The organism is Kitasatospora sp. NPDC030952 (genome assembly GCF_055571335.1).
Map to the genome: position 1 here is coordinate 116,610 of NZ_JBVIFM010000008.1, position 17,639 is coordinate 134,248.

At 74.8% G+C, this 17,639-nt stretch carries 10 protein-coding genes and 1 tRNA gene; 3 read left to right on the top strand and 8 right to left on the bottom strand.

Going from position 1 to position 17,639, the window contains the following annotated elements:
• Positions 1–14: 14 nt before the first annotated feature.
• Genes ACZ47G_RS16570 through ACZ47G_RS16580 form a run of 3 tightly spaced genes read left to right on the top strand, consistent with a single transcriptional unit; the run spans position 15 to position 8,963 of the window.
• Positions 15–5,798 (top strand): AMP-binding protein, encoded by a 5,784-nt coding sequence (locus ACZ47G_RS16570; RefSeq protein ID WP_465743208.1) that lies wholly within the window; start codon positions 15–17, stop codon positions 5,796–5,798.
• Entirely contained in the window at positions 5,795–7,102 is a 1,308-nt protein-coding gene (locus tag ACZ47G_RS16575; RefSeq protein ID WP_465743210.1) for a KamA family radical SAM protein, read from the top strand. The genes ACZ47G_RS16570 and ACZ47G_RS16575 overlap by 4 nt, the downstream gene beginning before the upstream one ends.
• Before the next feature lie 58 nt (positions 7,103–7,160).
• On the top strand, positions 7,161–8,963 hold the full coding sequence (locus tag ACZ47G_RS16580) for a carbamoyltransferase family protein (RefSeq protein ID WP_465743212.1): 1,803 nt from the start codon (positions 7,161–7,163) through the stop codon (positions 8,961–8,963).
• Between the two features lie 142 nt (positions 8,964–9,105).
• Here the strand turns inward: ACZ47G_RS16580 and ACZ47G_RS16585 are convergent, their stop codons facing one another.
• The 8 genes from ACZ47G_RS16585 to hypA all read right to left on the bottom strand — a co-directional run bounded on the left by ACZ47G_RS16585 (position 9,106) and on the right by hypA (position 17,488).
• Positions 9,106–10,767, bottom strand: a complete 1,662-nt coding sequence (locus ACZ47G_RS16585) for a phospholipase D-like domain-containing protein (RefSeq protein WP_465743214.1) — start codon at positions 10,765–10,767, stop codon at positions 9,106–9,108.
• Positions 10,768–11,133: 366 nt separating this feature from the next.
• Positions 11,134–11,210, bottom strand: a tRNA-Met gene (locus ACZ47G_RS16590).
• 148 nt (positions 11,211–11,358) lie between these two features.
• The gene (gene hypE / locus ACZ47G_RS16595; RefSeq protein WP_465743216.1) at positions 11,359–12,441 is read right to left on the bottom strand and encodes a hydrogenase expression/formation protein HypE; all 1,083 of its coding nucleotides are present in this window, start codon (positions 12,439–12,441) and stop codon (positions 11,359–11,361) included.
• The gene (hypD, locus tag ACZ47G_RS16600) at positions 12,434–13,558 is read right to left on the bottom strand and encodes a hydrogenase formation protein HypD (RefSeq protein ID WP_465743218.1); all 1,125 of its coding nucleotides are present in this window, start codon (positions 13,556–13,558) and stop codon (positions 12,434–12,436) included. Before hypD ends, hypE begins: the two co-directional genes overlap by 8 nt.
• Positions 13,555–13,902: a HypC/HybG/HupF family hydrogenase formation chaperone gene (locus ACZ47G_RS16605; protein ID WP_465743220.1), complete on the bottom strand. Its 348-nt coding sequence runs from the start codon at positions 13,900–13,902 to the stop codon at positions 13,555–13,557. Before ACZ47G_RS16605 ends, hypD begins: the two co-directional genes overlap by 4 nt.
• Before the next feature lie 6 nt (positions 13,903–13,908).
• A complete protein-coding gene (gene hypF, locus ACZ47G_RS16610) occupies positions 13,909–16,239 on the bottom strand; it encodes a carbamoyltransferase HypF (RefSeq protein WP_465743222.1) in 2,331 nt (776 codons plus the stop codon).
• Entirely contained in the window at positions 16,236–17,102 is an 867-nt protein-coding gene (hypB, locus tag ACZ47G_RS16615; RefSeq protein WP_465743224.1) for a hydrogenase nickel incorporation protein HypB, read from the bottom strand. The genes hypF and hypB overlap by 4 nt, the downstream gene beginning before the upstream one ends.
• A gap of 5 nt (positions 17,103–17,107) precedes the next feature.
• Entirely contained in the window at positions 17,108–17,488 is a 381-nt protein-coding gene (gene hypA / locus ACZ47G_RS16620) for a hydrogenase maturation nickel metallochaperone HypA (protein WP_465743226.1), read from the bottom strand.
• Positions 17,489–17,639 lie beyond the last annotated feature (151 nt).

The window sequence follows — 17,639 nt, forward strand, 5'->3', positions numbered from 1 at the left end:
GGACTGACACTGAGATGACGCACGTCAGCGATCACCGCGGCCCCACCCCCAGCGCCGCGCGGCCATCGCCCGAACTCACCGTCCCCGCACTGATCGAGGCCACCGCCTCCCGCTGCCCGGACTCCGTCGCTCTGGTGCGCGGCGACCAGACGTGCAGCTACCGGGAGCTGGTCGAGCGCTACCGCGCCACCGCCCGTGGCCTCCTCGCGGCCGGCGTCGGCGCCGGCGACGTGGTGGCGGTGCGCGGCGGCCGCTCGGTGGAGACGGTCGTCTCCCTGCTGGGCGTCCTGCGGGCGGGCGCGGTCCTCACCATGGTCGACGTCACCCAGCCGGCCGGCCGGGTCCGCGACGTCCTGGCCTCCGCCGAGCCCCGGCTGGTGCTGGACACCACCGGCGAGGCCGTACCCACCGAGCTCGCCGGCCACCGGGTGCTGCGCCCCGAGGAGCTGACCGACCGGCAGACCGACCTGCCGCAGCCCGATGTCGAGGCCGCCGCCTACCTGTGCTTCACCTCCGGCACCACCGGCCGCCCCAAGGGCGTGCTCGGCTGGCACGGCGCGCTCACCCAGTTCTGCGCCTGGGAACAGCGGGCCCTGGCCATCGCCGACGGCGACCGGGTCGCCCAGATGGCCGCGCTGACCTTCGACGCGCTGTTCAAGGACCTCTTCCCGGCACTGATCGGCGGCGCCACCGTCTGCCTGCCGCCCACCGACCGCCCGTTCGTCGACGTGGCGCGGGTGCTCGACTGGCTGCGCGCGGACGCCGTGACCGTCCTGCAGACCGTCCCGAGCGTGCTCGGCGCCCTGCTCTCCGAGCTGCCCGCCGACCACGGCTTCCCGGCGCTGCGGCTGGTCTGCCTCTCCGGCGAGCCGCTACCGGGCAGCCTGGTCAACCGCTGGCGCGCCGCCACCGGAGCCCCCGAGCTGCGCTTCGTCAACCTGTACGGCACCACCGAGGCGACCATCCTCAAGGCCTGGTACCCGGTCCCGCAGGGCGAGGTGCCCGCCGGCATCCTGCCGGTCGGCACCGCCACCGACGGCGCCGAGCTCCTGGTGGTCACCAAGCGCGGGCGCCGCTGCGGCGTCGGTGAGCCCGGCCAGGTGCTGATCCGCAGCCGCTTCCTGACCCGTGGCCTGTGGCGGCCCGAGCCCGGCACCGAGCCGCTGTTCGAGGTGAACCCGCTCAACCCGGACGACCCGACCGACCTGGTGCAGCGCACCGGGGACCTCGGTCGGATCGACCCGCGCGGCAACGTGGAGATCCAGGGCCGGGCGGACGACCAGGTGAAGATCCTCGGCGTGCGGGTCCAGCCCGCCGAGGTCGCCGCGGTGATCCGGCGGCTGCCCGAGGTCAAGGACGCCGCCGTGGTGGTCCGCCCGGGCGCGGACGGCCCCGCCCTGGCCGCCTACCTGGTGCCCGCGCCCGGTGCCCGCCCGGACGCCGAGCTGGTGCGCGCCCACGTGGCGGCGCACGGCTCCAACGCGATGGTCCCGGCCCACGTGGTGCTGCTGGAGCGGCTGCCGCTGAGCGGCCACGGCAAGCTGGACCGGGCCGCCCTGCCCGCGCCCGAGGAGGCGGCGCCCGCCGGGGCGGCGGAGCCGGACGAGGGCGAGTGGAGCGGCACCGAGCAGCGGCTCGCCGCGATCTGGTCCGAGGTGCTGGGCCGGCCGGTCACCGCCCGGCACGCCAACTTCTTCCACCTCGGCGGCCACTCGCTGCTGATGGCCCGGGTGGTGGCCCGGATCCGGCGCGCCTTCGCCGTCGAGCTGAGCCTGACCACGCTGTTCCGCGCCGCCACCGTCGCCGCCCTCGCGGCCGCCGTCGACGAGGAGCTGCGCGCCGGGGCCGCCACCGCCGAGGAGCCGCTCCCGGCGCCCGTCGCGACCGACCGCCCGCAGCCGCTCTCCCCCGAGCAGGAGGGCCTCTGGTACCTCCAGCAGCTGGACCCGAGCAGCTCCGCGTACAACATGGCGGGCGTCTTCACCCTGCCCGCCGGGCTGGACGAGGAGGCGGTGCGGGCGGCCGTGCTCACGGTCTGCCGCCGCCACCAGGCTCTGCGGCTGCGTTTCCACGAGGTGGACGAGCGCCCGGTGCAGCTGGCCGGGCCGGCCGAGGTGGACTTCGCCCGGCTCCCGGACGCCGCCGACCGTGCGGCCGGCCTGGCCGCGCTGACGGCGGCCGCCGCCGTCCCGTTCGACCTGGTCGCCGGTCCCCCGGTCCGGGTCCGCACGGTACGGCTGGCCGGGCGGGAGCTGCTGGTCGGCCTGACCGTCCACCACCTGTGCTGCGACGCGGTGTCCTGGCGGATCGTCTGCGAGCAGCTGGACGAGCTGCTGGCCGGTGCCGACCGGCACTCCCGGCTGGACGCGGCCGAGCCGCGGCTGCAGTTCGGCGACTGGGCGGCCTGGCGGTCCGGCCGCACGGCCGGTGGGCGCGCCGAGGCCGACCTCGCCTACTGGCGCGACCTGCTGGCCGGCGTGCGCCGCCCCGAGCTGCCGCTCGGCCGGCCCGTTCCCGGTGCGCGGCCGCACCAGGCGCGGGTGGTCCGGCTCGCGCTGGCCCCCGAAGTGGCGGCCCCGCTGGGCGAGTTGTGCGCCCGGGCGGACGCCACCGAGTACATGGCGATGATGACGGTGCTGGCCTACGCGCTCTCCCGCGCCGCGGCCCAGGACCGCGTGGTCATCGGCAGCGACAGCGCGGGCCGCGACCGCGAGGAGTTCGACGAGGTCGTCGGCTTCTTCGTGCGCACCCACGCCTACGCCTTCGACTTGTCCGGCGACCCGGGCTTCGCCGAGGCGCTGGGCCGGGTGCGCGCCACCCTGGTCGAGGCCGCCGGACACCGCGACGTCTCCTACGCCCAGGTCGTGGACGCCGTCACCGCCGCCCGCGACGGGGACCGCGACCAGCTCTTCTCGGTGCTGCTGCGGATGCCGCCGCGCGAGGAACTGCCGCGCGAGGCCGCCGTGTTGCGGCCCCTGGACGCGGTGGCCGAGGCGGCCGACGGCACCGGCGCCGCGCCCACCGCCAAGTTCGACCTCACCGTGGTGGTGCGCCCGGAGCCGACCGGGACGGTCCTCGACCTCGAGTACGACGCCGACACCGTCCAGCCCGAGTACGTGGCCGCGCTCGCCGACCGGCTCACCGGACTGCTGGCCTTCGCCGCCGCCCAGCCGGACCGCCCGCTCAGCCAGGCCCAGGGCGAGGCCCACCCCTTCGACACCCCGCTGCCCCCGGCGGAGCTCACCCCGGTCGCCGAACTGGTCCGGCGGCAGGCCGCCGCCACCCCGGAGGCGGTCGCCGTGCGCTGGGCCGAGGGCGATGTGACGTACCGTCAACTGGCCGACGCCGCAAGCGGAGTGTCCCGGATGCTGGCACCCGGCGAGCGGGTCGGCCTGCTCGGCGGGAAGTCCCCCGCCACGGTGGCCGCGCTGGTGGGCGCGCTCGGCGCGGGCGCGGTCCCGGTCCCGATGGACGACGGGCTGCCCGGCCCCCGGCTGGCGGCCATGGCCGCCCGGGCCGGGGCCCGCCGGGTCCTGCTCACCGAGCCCAGCACCGCCACCGGCGCGCCGACCGGTGTCGAGCGACACCGGCTGGCCTTCGACGCCCTGGCCGCGGGCACCGGCGAGGCTCCCGCGCCCACCACGGTGGGCCCGGACGACCCGGCGTACGTCTTCTTCACCTCCGGGACCACCGGCGAGGCCAAGGCCGTACTCGGCCGGCGCCGCGGCCTGGACCACTTCATCGACTGGGAGACCACCGAGTTCGGCGTCCACCCCGGCGACCGGGTGGCCCAGCTGACCACGCTGTCCTTCGACGCCGTGCTGCGCGACGTCTTCGTCCCGCTCACCCGCGGCGCCACCCTCTGCCTGCCCTCCGCCGCCGACCTGGACGACACCGCGCGCACCGTGGAGTGGCTGGCCCGCGAGCGGGTCACCATCGTGCACACCACGCCCAGCGTGGTGACCGCCTGGCTGCGCGAGGCCGACCCGGCCACCGCCCGGCTGCCCCACCTGCGGCTGCTCTGCCTGTCCGGCGAACCGCTGAGCGGCCGGCTGGTCGCCCGGCTGCGCGAGCGGCTGCTCGGCCCGGACGCCGAGATCGTCAACTTCTACGGTCCCACCGAGACCACGATGATCAAGACCTTCCACCGGGTGGCCGCCGACCAGGACCACGGCCCCGTCCCGGTCGGCCGGGCGCTACCCGGCGGCCAGGCCGTCGTGCTCGGCACCGCCGACCGCCCGTGCGGCCCCGGCGAGCGCGGGGAGATCGTGCTGCGCACGCCCTACCGCACCCTCGGCTACCTCGGCGGCACCGGCCCGGCCTCGGTCTTCCGCCCCAACCCGCGCGGCACCGACCCGGACGACCTGCTCTACCGCACCGGCGACCTCGCCGTGGTCGGCGCCCACGGCGAGATCCACATCGAGGGCCGCCGCGACGACCTGCTCAAGGTCCGCGGCATCCGGATCCACCCGGGCGAGGTGGCCGCCGAGCTGGCCACCCACCCCGAGGTGCGCCAGGTGCACGTGGACGCCGACAAGGAGGGCGACGGCACCCTGGTCGCCTACCTGGTCAAGGAGCCCGGCGCCGCACTGACCGCCGAGACGCTGCGCGGCTACGCCCGCGAGCGGCTGCCGCTCGCCCTGGTGCCCGGACTCTTCCTGTTCGTCGACCGCTTCGCCCTGCTGCCCAACGGCAAGCTCGACCGCTCCTCGCTGCACGGCGCGGCGCCCCGGCGCACCGTCGAACGGGTCGAGCCGCGCGACGAGACCGAGCAGACGCTCTGGCAGATCTGGTCCGACCTGCTCGAACACCGGGACTTCGGCGTCACCGACGACTTCTTCGCGGTCGGCGGCCACTCCCTGCTCGCCACCATCCTGCTCACCCGGCTGCGCAAGCGCACCGGCGTGGCGCTCTCGCTGCGCCGCCTGCTGGAAGGGCCCCGGATCGAGCACCTGGCCGAGGCGGTGCGCGAGCTGGCCGGCGACGGCGCCGACCAGGGCAGCGAACTGCTGCTGCCGCTGCGGCCGGGCACCCCCGGCGGACCGGTGCTGTTCCTGGTGCACCCGATCGGCGGCGACGTGCTCTGCTACCGCGAGCTGGCCGAGGCCCTGCCCGCCGAGGTCACCGTGCTCGGCGTGCGCGCGCCCGGCCTGGAGTCCGGCACCCCGCTGCGCACCGTCCAGGAGCTGGCCGCCGCCTACCTGCCCGAGGTCCGCAAGGCGCAGCCGGAGGGCCCGTACCACCTGGCGGCCTGGTCGATGGGCGGCACGGTCGCCTACGAGATGGCACGCCAGCTCTCCTTCGAGGGCGTACGGACCGCCTCGGTCACCCTGCTGGACAGCTACGCGCCGGGCTCCGGGGCGTTCGCCCGCTTCGCCGACCCGGACACCGACCGGGCCGCGTCCTTCGCCCACGACCTCGACCGGATGACCGGCGAGCGGCCCGACACCGGGCTGCTGCGCGGCGCCCCCGCCGAGGACGAGGAGACCCGCACGCTGCAACGCCGCTTCCAGGTGTTCGACGCCAACGCCACCGCCCTGGTCGCCTACCGGCTGCGCCGCGCCCGGCTGCGCGGCACCCGGCTCACCCTGCTGCTGGCCGGGGCCCAGGAGCGCCCCGACGGCTGCACGCCCACCCTCGGCTGGACCGAGGCACTCGGCACCGACGTCGACACCCTCACGGTGCCGGACGTCGACCACTTCACCCTGCTGCGCGGCCCGGCGGCCCGCACCGTCGCCGAGCGGATCGCCCGCGTGCTCGCGGCGAGCAGCGCCCGCCCCGACGAGGAGCGATCGTGACCGAAACCAGCACACCCCGGTTCCGCGCCTACACGGCACGCGACCTGGACACCCTGCTCGACCGCTGCGGGGCGGACGCCGAGACCCGGCTGCAGACCCGCGCGGTGGCGGCGATCCTGCCGTTCAAGACCAACCAGTTCGTGGTCGACGAGCTGATCGACTGGGACGCCGCCGAGGACGACCCGATCTTCCGGTTGGTCTTCCCCCAGCCGGACATGCTGGCCGCCGACGAGCTCAAGACCGTCACCGACCTACTGCGCCACGGCGCCGGCCCGGCCGAACTGCAGCGCGCCGCGCGGCAGATCCGGGCCGGCATGAACGCCCACCCGGCCGGGCAGACGGACCTCAACGTCGCCCACTGGCAGGGCACTCCGCTGTCCGGCGTGCAGCACAAGTACCGCGAGACCATGCTCTACTTCCCCCGCCAGGGCCAGACCTGCCACGCCTACTGCACCTACTGCTTCCGCTGGGCCCAGTTCGTCGGGGACCCGGAGCTGAAGATCGCGGCGGCCTCCGACGAGACGGCCGCGCTGCGCGGGTACCTGCGCGAGCACACCGAGATCTCCGACATCCTGGTAACCGGCGGCGACCCGATGATCATGGGCACCGGGCCGCTGCGCCGGGCCCTGGAGCCCTTCCTCGACCCGGAGTTGGCGCACATCACCACCATCCGGATCGGCACCAAGGCGCTCACCTACTGGCCGTACCGCTTCACCACGGACCAGGACGCCGACGACCTGATGCGGCTGTTCGAGGAGATCCGCGCGGCCGGCAAGCACCTCGCGCTGATGGCCCACGTCACCCACCCCCGCGAGCTGCGGCCCGAGGCGGTGCACCGGGCGGTCCGGCGGGTCCGCGCGGCCGGCGCGGTGATCCGCACCCAGGCGCCGCTGATCCGCACCATCAACGACGACGCGGCCCTGTGGCGGGAGATGTGGACGCGCCAGCTCGCGCTCGACGCCGTCCCGTACTACCTGTTCGTGGAGCGCGACACCGGCCCGCGGAACTACTTCGAGGTACCGCTGGTGCGGGCCTGGGAGATCTACCGGGACGCGGTGTCCGGCGTCACCGGGCTGGCCCGCACGGTCCGCGGGCCGTCGATGTCGGCGACCCGCGGCAAGGTCGTGGTCGACGGCGTCACCGAGGTCGCCGGCCGGCGGGCGCTCGCCCTGCGCTACCTCCAGGCCCGCGACCCGGGCATCGTCGGCCGGCCGTTCTTCGCCGAGTACGACCCGCGGGCGACCTGGCTCAGCGACCTGAAACCGCTCTTCCCCTCCGACGCGCCGTTCCTGGACGTCGCATGACGGGCCCCGCACCCCAGCACGCCCTGCCGAACCCCTCCCGAGGTCAAGGAGACCAGCGATGACCGGCCAGACCACCCACACCGCCACCGCCGACGGACCGGTGATCCTGGGCATCTCGGCGCACTTCCACGACTCCGCCGCCGCCCTGCTGGTCGGCGGACGGCTGGTGGCCGCCTCCCACGAGGAGCGCTACACCCGCCGCAAGCAGGACCCGGAGCTGCCCCGCAACGCCGTCCAGGACTGCCTGCGCCAGGCCGGACTGAAGATCACCGACGTGGACTGCGTCGCCTACTACGAGGACCCGGTCAAGAAGCTGCACCGCCAGCTCTGGGCCGGCCTGCCGGCCTTCCCGGACAACGGCCCGATGGCCCGCTACCGGCTGGACGCCGACCGCCCCCGCCGGGAGATCCGCGACCTGCTGGGCTGGGACGGCCCGGTCGAGATCGTCGACCACCACCTCTCGCACGCGGCCAGCGCCTACTACTTCTCCGGCTTCGAGGACAGCGCCGTGCTGACCGTGGACGCCGTCGGCGAGTGGGCCACCAGCACCTGGGGCGTCGGCCGCGGCGCCGAGCTGGAGCTGCGCGAGCAGGTCGGCTTCCCGCACTCGCTGGGCCTGCTCTACAGCGCCGTCACCGGCTACCTCGGCTTCGAGGTCAACGAGGGCGAGTACAAGGTGATGGGCCTCGCCCCGTACGGCGAGCCGCGGTTCAAGGAGCAGATCGAGCAGCTGATCCACCTGGACGAGGAGGGCGGCTTCCGACTCGCCCTGGAGTACTTCGACTTCGCCGACCCGGAGGGCATGCTCGGCGAGCGCTTCGAGAAGCTGCTCGGGGTGCCGCCCCGCGTCCCGGAGTCGGAGATCGAGGGCGTCCACTACGACCTGGCGCGCTCCATCCAGCTGGTCACCGAGGAGACCCTGCTGCGGATGGCCGAGAAGGCCCACCGGATGTCCGGCAGCCGCAACCTGTGCATGGCGGGCGGGGTCGCGCTCAACGTCGTCGCGGTGCGCCGGATCGTCGAGGAGGGCCCGTTCGAGAACGTCTTCGTGCAGCCCGCCTCGGGCGACGCCGGCGGCAGCCTCGGCTGCGCGGCGGTGGCCCACCAGCGGCTGACCGGCGAGCGCCCCGCGCAGGACCGGCAGCGCTCGGCGCTGCTCGGTTCGGGCACCGACTCGGACGAGATCGCCGGGCTGCTCGGCGCCTACGCCGACCACGCCTTCCTGGACTTCCGGGGCGACGAGGCCGGCCTGCTGGACGCGGTCTCGTCCCGGCTGGCCGACGGCAAGGTGATCGGCTGGTACTACGGCCGCGAGGAGTTCGGGCCGCGCGCCCTCGGCGGGCGCTCCATCCTCGCCGACCCGCGCGGCGACGACACCCGGGACCGGATCAACGCCTCGGTCAAGATGCGCGAGGCCTTCCGCCCGTTCGCCCCCGCCGTGCTGGCCGAGCACGCCCGGGAGCACTTCAGGCTCGACCACGAGTCGCCGTTCATGCTGGAGACCTGCGAGGTCGACTCCCCGCTGCACCTGCCGGCCATCACCCACGTCGACAACTCGGCCCGGGTGCAGACCGTCACCGAGCAGCAGAACGGCCGCTTCTACCGCCTGATCAAGGCCTTCGCCGAGCGGACCGACTGCCCGCTGCTGCTGAACACCTCGTTCAACCTGCGCGGCGAGCCGATCGTGCACACCCCGGTCGACGCCCTGCTGTGCTTCCTGCGCTCGGACATCGACTGCCTGGTGCTGGACGACTTCGTGCTGGACCGCTCGGCCCTGCCGCAGTCCTGGGTCGGCTGGTTCAAGGGCACCCGCCCGCCCCGCCACCACCAGGTCAGCGACAACGTCTACACCCTGCTCTGAGCACGACCCTGCTCTGAGCACGACCCTGCTGTGAGCACGACCACTGCGGGCCGCCGTCACCGAATCCGGCACGGCGGCCCGCAGTGTTGTCACGGCGTACTCGCGGTTGTTCTCACGCCCTACTCACGGCGTGCTCTCGGCGTCAGCCCTGGCAGAGCCCGCGGCTGTAGTCGAAGGTCGCGGCGGCCTGCGAGTACTGCCACTGCGGGGCGAGCAGCTGGGCGTCCAACTGCGCGGCGGCGCTGCGGTTCTCGACCACGTAGCCGAAGTCCTGCAGCCAGGCCGGGTAGAGGTTCTTCGAGCCGATGAAGAACGCCGAGCCGTCGACCGAGACCAGCTTGTGGTGCAGCGCGTACGGGTGCCCGTCGGCCCAGGTCGACGCGGACGCGGCGCGGAACGGGGCGAGTTGGAGGTTCCGGCACATCGCCGTCCGGGCCTGCGCCGGGTCGCCGAGGCGGGCGGTGAGCCGGGCCGCGAGGGTGTCGCTGATCTCGTTCAGGGACTTGATCTGCGAGTAGCCGCCGCTGCCCACCGCGCCTCGGTTGCCGGGGTCGCTGACCACGATCCGGACCTTCACCCCGTCCGCGAGCTTGCCCGCGAGCAGGTCGAAGAGCCGTGCGTCGTAGCGGGGCATCGGCGGGCAGGTGCCGGTCACGTCCTGCTGGGAGATGTCGATCCGGCTGCCGGCGCCGGCGACCAGCGCGCGCAGCGCGTTCTCCTCCGGGTTGACGGTCTCGTAGCCGGGGTCGTCGTTGGTGCGGTCGCGCAGGGCGATCGGGCCGCACTTGACGTCCTCGACGCCACCCACCGGGTCCGGGCGGTAGCCGGAGGCCGGGTCGCCGTCCCGGATCCCGACGCCCAGGCCGCCGACCGCGATCACCGGTACGGTCCCGGTGGCGGGCACCTGCCCGGCCGCCGGGTTGCGCCGCCGCTCCAGGTCGGGGGTGCAGCCGGCGCCGTTGGAGGAGGCGAACCACGCGGCCGAGAACACCCCGCTGTTGCGGCAGGTCCAGTCCCACAGGGTGTCCAGGTAGGCGCCGGCGGAGGCGGCGGCCGGACCGTTGAGCGCGAGGTCGACGTCGGTCACCGGATGGGCGGTGTCCAGGTAGTCGCCCTTCCAGTTGTTGATCCCGCCGGTGATGACGCTCTGCCCGTCCACGACCAGCAACTTGGAGTGGTTCCAGGAGAACGCGGTCTTCGCGGTGGTCATCGAGGCCACCTCGACGGTCACCCGGTCGGCGGCCGAGCCGAGCCGGGCCACCAGGTCGTCCCGGTACCGGGACGGCAGCGCGGTGATGTTGAGCAGCGGAGCGGCCCCGGCGAGGATCCGCACGTGGGGCGAGTTCCCGGCGGCCACCGAGGCCTTGAGGCCGTCCACGATGGCGTCCTGGAACCCACCGTCCGGGAACGGGGCGAGAGTTGATATGTCGACGGTCCGGGTGGCCCTGCCGATGTTCTCCCGCATCTTGTCCAACAGCCGCTTCGTGCCGCCTCGTTCGGCGCAGGAGGCGTCCCCCCAGCACCCCGGCGTCTGCAGCAGCCACCCGCCCGGATCCCCGGCCGGCGCGTCCAGCCGGTTGCCCGCCGTCCGCTGCCACACCACGCCCTCCAGCCCGGGCGACACCTGACGCAAGGCCCGTTCCACCGCGTCCAGATGCGGAGTGGCATCGCCCTGCGCCACCCCCGGCGCGGGAGCCGGATCGGCGAACGCGGGAGCGACGGGGAGCACACCGACGGCGGCGGCGAGGGCCAGCGCGGAACCGGCCAGACGGCGGCCGGAACGGCGGGACTGGTGAGAGAGCACGTACGAGTCCTTCATGCGGGGCCGGGGACGTTCACCCGGACGACACCGATAAATTACCTCAAAGTAACCTGATATGCCGTCATGGCCCCATCAATCCCGGCGAACCGGCCTGACAGCCGCTCAGCGCCTCGGTGGACTTTGCTCGGACATCACCGAAGGGCACGCACATGGACAGGGAGTCGCGGCAGAGCGCCGTCCCGGCACTCACCGGACTCGGCCGACGCCACGGCCACCGCGACCGGGCGGACGCCGGCCACCCCCTGGCCACGGCCGCCCCCGCCCTCCGCCCTCCGCCCTCCGCCCTCGGAACGCGGAACGCGAAAAAGCCGGGGCCGACGCACCAAGTGCGTCGACCCCGGCTCCTGCTGGTAGCGGGGACAGGATTTGAACCTGCGACCTCTGGGTTATGAGCCCAGCGAGCTACCGAGCTGCTCCACCCCGCGTCGGTGAACCCAGCCTATGCGACACCCCGGCGAAAACGGAAATCGGTTTCCCACCGCCCCCCGCGCCCCGCCCCACCCGGGGCCACCGACGGTCAGCCGCCGGGGCCGGCCCGGGCGGACCCGGACCGGCCCCGGCGGCGCGGCGGGGTCAGCAGATCCGCGGCAGCTGCTCGCCCATCGGCAGGTCGACCACCCGGGTGCCGCCGAAGCCGGTGCGGGCGACGACCATCCCGGGGTGGTCCTGGACGCACTCGCCGATCACCACCGCCTCCGCGCCGAGCGGGTGGGCCCGCATGGCGGCCAGCACGGCGTCCGCCTCGCCGCGCGGGACGAAGGCGACCAGCTTGCCCTCATTGGCGATGTACATCGGGTCCAGGCCCAGGACGGCGCAGGCATTGGCCACCGGCTCCGGGACGGGCACGGCGCGTTCGCTGAGCACCACGCCCACCCCGGCGGCCGCCGCGATCTCGTTGAGCGCCGCCGCCAGGCCGCCCCGGGTGGGGTCGCGCAGCACGTGCAGGTCGCGGGTCGTCACGAGCATGGCCTCGACCAGCCCGCCGAGCGCCGCGCTGTCGCTGCGCACCTCGACCCCGAACTCCAGCCCCTCCCGGACGCTCATGATCGCCACCCCGTGCAGCCCGATCGGCCCGCTGACGATCACCACGTCGCCCGGGCGGGCCCGCTGCGGCCGGATGTCGACCCCGGCCGGGACGAGCCCGATGCCGGCGGTGTTCAGGTAGACGCCGTCGCCGTGCCCGGCCTCCACCACCTTGGTGTCCCCGGTGGCCACCTCCACCCCGGCGGTGCGGGCGGCGGCGCCGATGGCGCGCGCGATCCGCTCCACCACGGCCAGCTCCACCCCCTCCTCCAGGATGACGCCGCAGGACAGGTAGGCCGGCCGGGCCCCGCTCATGGCCAGGTCGTTGACGGTCCCGTTGACGGCGAGATCGCCGATGCAGCCGCCGGGGAAGAACAGCGGCCGCACCACGTAGGAGTCGGTGGAGAAGGCGAGCCGGGCGCCGCCGAGTTCCAGCACGGCGGAGTCGGCGAGGCCCGCCAGCGCCGGGCCGCCGTACGCGGGCGCGAAGACGTGCTCGACCAGTTCGGCGGACATCGCCCCGCCGCCGCCGTGCCCCATCACCACCCGGGGGTGGTCGCGCAGCGGCAGCGGGCAGCTCCAGCCGGAGAAGTCCGGCGCGTCGGCGTCGGTGAGCAGTTCGGTGTCAGCCAACGGGGCTCGCCTCCTGGACGGGGCCCGGCGTGCTCAGCCGCCGGTAGAGGTAGTACGCGGCGCAGGCGCCCTCGCTGGAGACCATGGTGGCGCCGAGCGGGGTGCGCGGGGTGCAGACGATGCCGAAGGCCTCGCACTGATGGGGCTTGAGCAGCCCCTGGAGCACCTCGCCGGCCCGGCACTGGGCGGGTTCGCTGGTGCGGATGCCCGTGACGTCGAAGCGGTGCTCGGCGTCGTGGTCCCGGTAGCGCGGGGAGAGCCGCCAGCCGCTCCGGGGGATGACGCCGATGCCCCGCCAGGCCCGGTCGGCGACCTCGAAGACGTCCTCCAGCATGGCGCGGGCCGCCGGGTTGCCCTCGGGGCGGACCGCCCGGGGGTAGGCGTTGTCGACGGTGTGCTCCCCGCGCTCCAGCTGCCGGACGGTGCGCCGGATGCCCTCCAGGATGTCCAGCGGTTCGAAGCCGGTGACGACGATCGGCACCCGGTGGCGTTCCGCGAGGGCCGGGTACTCGGCGGTGCCCATCACGCTGCACACGTGCCCGGCGGCCAGGAAGGCCTGGACCCGGCAGTCCGGGGACTCCATGATCGCCTCGATCGCCGGGGGCACCCGGACGTGCGAGACCAGCATGCTGAAGTTGCCCAGGCCCTGCTTCCGGGCCAGGTGGACGGCCATGGCGTTCGGCGGGGCGGTGGTCTCGAAGCCGATGCCGAAGAAGACGACCTCCCGGTCCGGGTTCTCCCGGGCGATCTTCAGTGCGTCGAGCGGCGAGTACACCACCCGCACGTCGCCGCCCTCGCTGCGGACCCGGAACAGGTCGCGGTCGGTGCCGGGCACCCGCAGCATGTCCCCGAAGGAGCAGAAGATCACCCCGGGCCGGGCCGCGATCGCCAGCGCCCGGTCGATCACCTCCAGCGGGGTGACGCACACCGGGCAGCCCGGTCCGTGGATCAACTCGACCTCGTCCGGCAGGAGTTGGTCGATGGCGTGCCGGATGATGCTGTGCGTCTGGCCGCCGCACACCTCCATCAGCGCCCAGGGCCGGGTGACCGTCGCCCTGATGTCCGCGAGCAGGCCTTCGGCCAGCTCGGGGTTGCGGAACTCCTCCAGGTACTTCACCGCTCGACCTCCTCGACCACCGCCGCCGTCTCGACCGCCAGCGCCGTCTCGGCCACCGCCGCCGTCCGGGCCGCCGGCTCCCCGGCCGCCGCCTCCCAGGGATCGCCGAACTCCTCCTGGAGCAGCCCGAGTTCCTCGAACAGCGCCAGCGTCCGCCGGGCCGACTCCTCGTCCAGCCGCTGCAGCGCGAAGCCCACGTGGACGATCGCGTACTCCCCCACCGCCAGATCGGGCAGGTACTCCAGGCAGACGTCCTTGACCACGCCGCCGAAGTCCATCACCGCCATCCGGGTCCCGTCCCGCTCACCGATCTCCGTCACCCTGCCGGGCACCGCCAGGCACATCCGCTCTCACTCCTCCCGGGCGGCCGACGACCGGCCGGCCACCATCAACTGGCCGAGCGCCAGCCCTCCGTCATTGGGCGGCACCCGGCGGTGCCGCAGCACGGTGAAGCCGTCCTCCCCGAGCCCGCGGGCGCAGGCCGAGGAGAGCAGCGCGTTGGCGAAGACGCCGCCGCTGAGCGCCACCGTGGTGGTGCCGCACCGGTCCCGGGCGGCCGCGCAGACCAGCCGGACGGCCTCGGCGACCGCCGTGTGGAAGCGCGCGGCGACCAGCCCGGCCGGCGCCCCGGCGGTGACGTCCGCCACCACCCCGGCCAGCACCGGCCCGGGGTCGAGGATCCAGCCGTCCCGCTGGGCGACCAGCGCGAAGGCGTAGCCCTCGGCCGGGCCGAACTCCACGGCGGCCGCCTCCAGTTCGATCGCCGCCTGGGCCTCGTACCCGGCCCGGTGGCAGACCCCGGCGAGCGAGGACACCGCGTCGAACAGCCGGCCCATGCTGGAGGTCTCCACACAGTTCAGCCCGCGCTCCAACTGCCGCTCCAGCAGCCGGAGTTCCTCATCCCGGCAGGCCCGCACCGAGGGCAGTCCGGCGGCCCAGGGCAGCCCGGCGGCGCGCAGGTGGGCGAGCGCCGTCCGGTACGGGCGCTCGACGGCGGCGTCACCGCCCGGCAGCGGCACATAGCCCAGGTGGGCCAGCCGGCGGAACCCGTCGTAGTCGGCGAGCAGCAGTTCGCCGCCCCAGATCGCGCCGTCCTCCCCGTAGCCGGTGCCGTCGAAGGCGACGCCGAGCACGGGCCGGCCGCCGTCCAGGCCGTGTTCGGCCAGCACGGCGGCGATGTGGGCGTGGTGGTGCTGCACCCGGCGCACCGGCCGGCCGGCGGCGGTGCGCTCGGCGTGCCGGACGGACCGGTAGCCGGGGTGCCGGTCGGCGACCAGCAGTTCGGGCCGCACCCCGCTGACGGTGCCGAGCTGTTCGACGGCGCGGTCGAAGGCGCGCAGCGTGGCCAGGTCGTCCATGTCGCCGATGTGGCCGGAGAGCCAGGCGTAGCCGTCCCGGGCGAGCGCGAAGGTGTTCTTGAGGTCCCCGCCGACCGCCAGCACCGGCCGGACGGGTACGGGCAGCGGGAGCGGCAGCGGCGCGTAGCCGCGCGAGCGCCGCAGCGGCAGCTGTTCGCCGTCCACCACCCGCACCACCGAGTCCTCGCACGGGACGTTGATCGGCCGGTCGTGGGTGAGCCAGCCGTCGACCAGCGGGGCGAGCGCGGTGAGCGCCTCCCGGTCGTCGGTGACGATCGGCTCGCCGGAGAGGTTGGCGCTGGTCATCACCAGCAGGTCCGGCCCGGGGGCGGCGAGCAGCAGGTGGTGCAGCGGGGTGTACGGGAGCATCACCCCGAGGTCGGGGCTGCCGGGGGCGACGGCCGGGAGCTGCGCCGCGAAGCCGCCGGGGCGGCGCAGCAGGACGATCGGCCGGACGGCTCCGGTGAGCAGTTCCCGTTCGACCGGCCCGACCGGCAGCAGGCCCTCGACGGTGGCGAGGTCCCGGGCCATCAAGGCGAACGGCTTGTCACCGCGCCGCTTGCGCCGGCGCAGCAGGGCGACGGCCGCGGCGTCGCGGGCGTCGCAGGCGAGGTGGTAGCCGCCGAGGCCCTTGACCGCGAGGATCGCCCCGTCGGCGAGCATCCGCCGGGCCTCGCCGAGCGCGTCCTCGCCACCGAGATCACCGAGGCCGCCGACGCCGCCGAGGCCGCCGACGGGGACGGTCAGGGCGAGTCGTGGTCCGCAGGCGTGGCAGGCGACGGGCTGGGCGTGGAAGCGGCGGTCGGCGGGGTCGGTGTACTCCCGGGCGCAGTCCGCGCACATCGGGAAGCCGGCCATGGTGGTGCCGGCCCGGTCGTAGGGCAGGCCGGTGACGATGGTGTGCCGGGGGCCGCAGTTGGTGCAGCTGATGAACGGGTGCCGGTGGCGCCGGTCGGCCGGGTCGGTGAGTTCGGCCAGGCAGTCGGCGCAGGTCGCGACGTCGGGCGGGATCAGGGTGGCGCGGGGCCCGTCGGTGCGCGAGGGGGTGATGGCGAACCCGGTGGCGCCGGTGGCGGCGAGCGGCGTGTGCTCCATCGAGGCGACCTGGGCGAGCGGCGGCGCGTCGGCGGTGATCCGCCGGCAGAAGGCGTCCAGCGCGGCCGGGCTGCCCTCGACCTCGGCGAGCACGCCCTCACCGGTGTTGGTGACGCTGCCGGCCAGTCCGAGTTCCCCGGCCAGCGCGAAGACGAACGGCCGGAAGCCGACGCCCTGCACCAGGCCGCGGACGGCGACCCGCCGCCGTTCGCGGGCGGGCGCCGTCACGGCGTCTCCGGCACCGCGTGATGGTGGTGACCCTCCTGCGTGTGCCCCGACCGCACGTGCCCCGACTGCGCGTCCCCCGACCGCACGTGCCCCGCATGCACGTCCCCCGCATGCACGTGCTGCCCCGACTGCGCGTGCCCCGCGTGCGCGTGCCCGCCGTGCTCCTGCCCGGCCGCCATCACCGGCCGGTGCGGCACGCCGCCGTCCAGCACGCCCAGCGCCCGTTCCAGCAGCGCGCCGACGCCGTGCCCGCTGCGGGCCGAGGTCCGCACCACCTCCACCCCGGGGTTGACCCGCTGGACGTTCGCCAGGAACGCCGTCTCGTCGAACTCGGCCGCCGCGGCGAGGTCCGCCTTGGTCACCAGCACGAGGTTGGCCAGCCCGAACGCGGTCGGGTACTTGAGCGGCTTGTCCTCCCCCTCGGTGACGGAGGCCAGCACCACCCGCAGCGATTCGCCGAGGTCGTAGGAGGCCGGGCAGACCAGGTTGCCGACGTTCTCCACGAACAGCAGCCGGCAGTCCGGCGGCAGCCAGCCGTCCAGGTGGCCGGCCAGCATCCGGGCCTCCAGGTGGCACAGGCCGTCGGTGAGCACCTGCTTCACCGGAGCGCCCGAACGGGCCAGCCGCAGCGCGTCGTTCTCGGTGGCGAGGTCGGCGGTGAGCGCGGCGACCTCGATCCCACGCCGCCGGGCGAGCCCCAACTCGGCCTCCAGCAGGGCGGTCTTGCCGCTGCCGGGGCTGGAGAGCAGGTTGACCGCGACGGTCCCGCGGGCGGTCAGCGCGGCCCGCAGTTCGCGGGCGCTGTCGTCGTTGCGGGCGAGCACCGCCCGGCGCAGGTCGACCGTGTGGCCGCTCTGGCACATCGGCTTCAGCCTTTCTGTTCGGCCGGGACGCCGGGGCCCCGGGCCCACTCGACGTCGAGGATCTGGAGCTCACGCCCGGACAGCAGCTCGACGCCGGCGCCGGTGCGGCAGTCCGGGCAGCCGAGGTCGGGCGGCATGCCGACGGCCCATTCGACGGCGCAGGGGGCGCAGCGGGCCCGCGCCGGGACGGCCTCGGTGTCCAGCACCGCGCCCTCCACCAGCGTTCCGGCGCAGGCGAGTTCGAAGCAGAAGTCGAGGGCCTCGGGCACCACGCCCGCCAACTCGCCGACCTGCAGCCGGATCCGGGCGACTCCGGGGGCCCGGTGTTCGCGCGCGGCCGTGTCCACCTGCTCGACCACGGCGGCGGCGATCGACATCTCGTGCATCGGTCCCTTCCCACGGCGGGCGGCAACGCGCCCCATTACAGGGGGCGGTGGGGGGGGGGGGGGGGGGGAGGGGGGGGAGGGGGGGGGGGGGGGGGGGTGGTTTTGGGCCCCGTCAGTGTACCACTCCGTGGGTTTATGGTATTTCGGGGGT

Excerpts from the sequence above, each read along its gene's own strand:
- ACZ47G_RS16570 (WP_465743208.1), top strand. The coding sequence starts at position 15 with ATGACGCACGTCAGCGATCACCGCGGCCCCACCCCCAGCGCCGCGCGG.
- ACZ47G_RS16580 (WP_465743212.1), top strand. The coding sequence starts at position 7,161 with ATGACCGGCCAGACCACCCACACCGCCACCGCCGACGGACCGGTGATC.
- ACZ47G_RS16605 (WP_465743220.1), bottom strand. The coding sequence starts at position 13,902 with ATGTGCCTGGCGGTGCCCGGCAGGGTGACGGAGATCGGTGAGCGGGAC.
- hypB (WP_465743224.1), bottom strand. The coding sequence starts at position 17,102 with ATGTGCCAGAGCGGCCACACGGTCGACCTGCGCCGGGCGGTGCTCGCC.
- hypA (WP_465743226.1), bottom strand. The coding sequence starts at position 17,488 with ATGCACGAGATGTCGATCGCCGCCGCCGTGGTCGAGCAGGTGGACACG.